Origin of the sequence: Cellulomonas algicola (assembly GCF_003851725.1) — a bacterium.
Classification (GTDB): domain Bacteria; phylum Actinomycetota; class Actinomycetes; order Actinomycetales; family Cellulomonadaceae; genus Cellulomonas; species Cellulomonas algicola.
Genome location: NZ_BHYL01000249.1, coordinates 1 through 4,601, shown reverse-complemented (window position 1 = coordinate 4,601; position 4,601 = coordinate 1). Strand labels below are relative to the sequence as shown.

Annotated in this window: 3 protein-coding genes and 1 pseudogene; all 4 read left to right on the top strand. The window is 74.1% G+C overall.

From position 1 onward, the window contains the following. Positions 1 to 407: pseudogene (locus CTKZ_RS15215) on the top strand (hypothetical protein); the annotation flags it as partial. Beyond that, a complete protein-coding gene (locus CTKZ_RS15210; protein ID WP_124343736.1) occupies positions 404 to 1,924 on the top strand; it encodes a GTPase in 1,521 nt (506 codons plus the stop codon). The pseudogene CTKZ_RS15215 and the gene CTKZ_RS15210, both read left to right, overlap by 4 nt. 221 nt (positions 1,925 to 2,145) lie before the next feature. After that, positions 2,146 to 2,700, top strand: a complete 555-nt coding sequence (locus CTKZ_RS15205; protein ID WP_124343735.1) for a single-stranded DNA-binding protein — start codon at positions 2,146 to 2,148, stop codon at positions 2,698 to 2,700. A gap of 115 nt (positions 2,701 to 2,815) precedes the next feature. Further along, positions 2,816 to 4,498 (top strand): energy-dependent translational throttle protein EttA, encoded by a 1,683-nt coding sequence (gene ettA, locus CTKZ_RS15200; RefSeq protein ID WP_124343734.1) that lies wholly within the window; start codon positions 2,816 to 2,818, stop codon positions 4,496 to 4,498. Positions 4,499 to 4,601 lie beyond the last annotated feature (103 nt).

Genomic DNA, 4,601 nt, shown 5'->3' with positions numbered 1-4,601 from the left:
CCGCTCGCGCGTGGACCGCGCAGGGCCCCCGTGCGCTGCGCGCCGCGCTCGCGGTCCCTCCGCCGACCAGCGACGCGGACGGGCGCCCGCGCAGGCCGCGGGACGTCGCGGCCGAGGGGCGCCGTCGGCAGAAGGCCGAGAAGGCGCTCGGCACCGAGGGGCTCGCCGCGCTCGCGCTCGCGGGCGCTGCCGGCGTCGACGAGGCGACCGAGCTGCTCGTCGACCTCCTCGGTGCCGCGGGGCACAAGGTCGTCGCCGACCTGCGCGACGACGTGGAGTCGCGTGTCGAGGCGCAGGTCGCGCTCGAGCGCGCATCGGTCGGCAAGGTGCTCGCCGACCCCGACCTCGCCGAGGACGCGGCCTCGCTGCTGCGCCTGCGGCTGGCCGTGCTGAAGGGACTGACGTGACGACCGAGGGGACCCGGAGCCACGCCGTGCACCGGCACGTGCTGGACGCGGCACTGCACGGCGACGAGACCGTCCGTCTCGAGGAGCGCGTCGGTGCGCTCGACCAGGCGCTCGTCGTCGGCGGCGCGCGGCTCGAGCCGCCCGTCGTGGCGCGCGTCGGGCAGACCATCGACCGCGTCCGCGAGCGGCTCGAGCTCGGCGTCGACCACGCCGTGGTCGCGCTCGTCGGAGGCACCGGGTCCGGCAAGTCGAGCATGTTCAACGCGGTGTGCGGGCTGCCGCTCGCCGACGTGGGCGTCAAGCGCCCGACGACGTCCGACGTGACCGCGTGCGTCTGGGCGACGGACGGCGGCGCGCTGCTCGACTGGCTCGGCGTCCGGCCCGACCGCCGGACGGTGCGCGAGAGCCTGCTCGACGGCGAGAGCGAGGCCGCGCTGCGCGGGCTCGTGCTGCTCGACCTGCCCGACCACGACTCGATCGCGCCCGAGCACCGCGAGGTCGTCGACCGGCTGCTGCCGCAGGCCGACCTGCTCGTCTGGGTCGTCGACCCGCAGAAGTACGCGGACGACGCGCTGCACTCCGGCTACCTGCGCCGGCTCGTCGGGCACGAGGCGTCGATGCTCGTCGTCCTCAACCAGGTCGACACCGTGCCGCCCGAGGTCCGCCCCGAGCTCGTCGCGGACGTCGCGCGGCTGCTCGAGGAGGACGGGCTCACCGGCGTCCCCGTCCTGGCCGCGTCGGCGCGGACGCACGAGGGCGTGCCCGCCCTGCGCGCCCGGCTCGCGACCACCGTCGGGGGCCGCTCGGCGGCCGCACGACGTGCGGGTGCGGAGGTCAACGACGCCGCGACGGCCCTCGGGAGCCAGGTCGCCGACCGGGAGCCCGCACCGGCGGCGCTCGCGCTCGGAGGGGTCGTCGACACGCTCGCCGACGCGGCCGGTCTGCCCGCGGTGGCCGGTGCGGTGGCCGCGGTCGTGCGCGGCGGGGCGTCGGCGTCGCCGTCGTTCGGGCCGGTCCAGGAGGACTCGGTCGCGCTCGCCCGGTCTGACTGGCTCGCGGCGTCGACCGCGGGGCTGCCGCGGTCGTGGAAGCAGGACGTCGCCACCCGGGTCGCGACGACCGCCGAGCTCCGGCTCGCCGTGACCGACGCGCTCGCGCAGGTCACGGTCGTCGCACGACGTTCGGTCGCCGCCGCGTGGCTGCTGGGCCTCGGCGTCGTGCTCGCGGCGGCCGCGGTGACGGTCGGGTCGGTGGCGCTCGGGTCCGGGTTCGCGAGCGTGCGCGCCAACCCGTGGGCGCCCGTCGTGGCGCTCGTGCTCCTCGCGGCGGCGGTGCTCGCGGTGGTCGCGTCGTTCTCGACGCGCCGGGCCGCCGCGCGGCGACGTACGTCGCGCGTCCTGAAGGACGGGCGTGCGGCGCTTGAGCGGGTGGCGCGCGGGCGGCTGGCCGACCCGACGCGGGCCGTGCTCGACGAGCACCGGTCGGTGCGCGAGCTCGTGGACGCGGCGCGCTCCTGACACGCCCCCGGGCCTGCCCCTGACGCACGCCCGGCGGTCGACCCGTGGTGCGGTGCGCAGCTCGTTCTGCGCGTGTCGATGCTCCCCGTGAGCCGTCCACAGCCCGCCCAGGACGGCATCGTCCCACCGGCTCGAGCCGCGCCCGGTCGGCACGGCCTGCGCGCGGCCGACGCTGACCGCACACGCCCCGCACCGGCGGGGCCGCGGCACAGGAGACCAGCATGAGCACGCACTCCCTCGACCTGACGCTCGTCGGGTGGGTCGGCAGCGACGTCCGGCACTTCAACGGCCCCGGCACGGTGCCGTTCACGTCGTTCCGCATGGCCAGCACGCGACGGTGGTTCGACCGGCGCGAGGGCGCCTGGCGCGACGGCCGGACCGAGTGGTTCACCGTGAAGATCTGGCGGTCCGGCGCGCTGAACGTCGCCGAGTCGCTCCGCAAGGGCGACCCGGTCGTCGTGCACGGGCGCCTGTCGACCGAGGAGTGGCAGGCCGACGACGGCCCGCGCACGTCGCTCGTCGTCGAGGCGAGCGCGGTCGGTCACGACCTCACGTTCGGCACGTCGCGGTTCGCGCGGACCGTGAGCACGGGCGCCGACGCGGCCGACGGCGAGGCGGGCACGGACGCGGACGGCGCGACCCGCGCGCCTGTCGACGTCACGGGGTTCGTGGAGGCCGGCGACGACCTCGTCCCCGGCGAGCACGTCGACGACGAGGGCCCCGGCGTGGTGTCCGGGCGCGTCGACGGGCCGCTCGCTCCGGTCGTCGTGGCCTGATCGCCTAGGCTGGGGGACCGCAACGACGACGCGGCCGGGCCGCCGGGTGCCCGACACCCCGAGCGGCCCGCCGACGTCGTCCACCATCCACGACACTGAGGCGGACGACAGGCCAGTGGCTGAGTTCATCTACTCCATGTACAAGGCGCGCAAGGCGCACGGCGACAAGGTCATCCTCGACGACGTCTCCCTGAACTTCCTGCCCGGCGCGAAGATCGGCGTCGTCGGCCCCAACGGCGCCGGCAAGTCGACGATCCTCAAGATCATGGCCGGGCTCGACCAGCCGTCGAACGGCGAGGCGCGCCTGAGCCCGGGCTACACGGTCGGGATCCTCCAGCAGGAGCCGCCCCTCAACGAGGACAAGACCGTCCTCGGCAACGTCGAGGAGGGCGTCGGCGAGATCAAGGGCAAGCTCGACCGCTACAACGAGATCTCGGCCCTCATGGCCGACCCCGACGCGGACTTCGACGCGCTCCTCGCCGAGATGGGCCAGCTGCAGGAGGCCATCGACGCCGCCGACGCGTGGGACCTCGACGCGCAGCTCGAGCAGGCCATGGACGCGCTGCGCTGCCCGCCGCCGGACGCCGACGTCAAGGTGCTCTCCGGTGGTGAGCGCCGCCGCGTCGCGCTCTGCAAGCTCCTCCTCGAGAAGCCCGACCTGCTGCTCCTCGACGAGCCCACCAACCACCTCGACGCCGAGAGCGTGCTCTGGCTCGAGCAGCACCTCAAGGACTACCCGGGCGCGATCCTCGCGGTCACGCACGACCGGTACTTCCTCGACCACGTCGCGGAGTGGATCTGCGAGGTCGACCGCGGGCGCCTCTACCCGTACGAGGGCAACTACTCCACCTACCTGGAGAAGAAGCAGGAGCGTCTCGCGATCCAGGGCAAGAAGGACGCCAAGCTCGCCAAGCGCCTGAAGGACGAGCTCGAGTGGGTCCGGTCCAACGCGAAGGGTCGCCAGACCAAGTCGAAGTCGCGTCTGGCGCGCTACGAGGAGATGGCCGCCGAGGCGGACCGCACCCGGAAGCTCGACTTCGAGGAGATCCAGATCCCGCCGGGTCCGCGCCTGGGCTCGATCGTCCTCGAGGCGAAGGACCTGGAGAAGGGCTTCGACGGTCGCACCCTCATCGACGGGCTGTCGTTCACGCTGCCGCGCAACGGCATCGTCGGCGTCATCGGCCCGAACGGCGTCGGCAAGACGACCCTGTTCAAGACGATCGTCGGGCTCGAGCCGCTCGACGGCGGCGACCTGAAGATCGGCGAGACCGTGTCGATCTCCTACGTCGACCAGTCGCGCGGCGGCATCGACCCGAAGAAGACGCTGTGGGAGGTCGTCTCCGACGGCCTCGACTTCCTCAAGGTCGGCAACGTCGAGATGCCCTCGCGCGCGTACGTCGCGGCGTTCGGGTTCAAGGGCCCGGACCAGCAGAAGCCCGCGGGCGTCCTGTCGGGTGGTGAGCGCAACCGCCTCAACCTCGCGCTCACGCTCAAGCAGGGCGGCAACCTGCTGCTGCTCGACGAGCCGACCAACGACCTCGACGTCGAGACGCTCGGCTCGCTCGAGAACGCGCTGCTCGAGTTCCCCGGCTGCGCTGTGGTCGTGTCGCACGACCGGTGGTTCCTCGACCGCGTCGCGACGCACATCCTCGCCTACGAGGGCACCGAGGAGGACCCGGCGAACTGGTACTGGTTCGAGGGGAACTTCGCGTCCTACGAGGAGAACAAGGTCGCCCGCCTGGGCGCCGACGCGGCGCGCCCGCACCGGGTGACGTACCGCAAGCTGCGGCGCGACTGACCTGCCTGCGACGACGGGCCGTGCGGAGCGATCCGCGCGGCCCGTCGTCGTTCGTGGCCCCGAGCGCCGTCACCGGCTCGGCCGGCACCGCACGTGCCCCGCT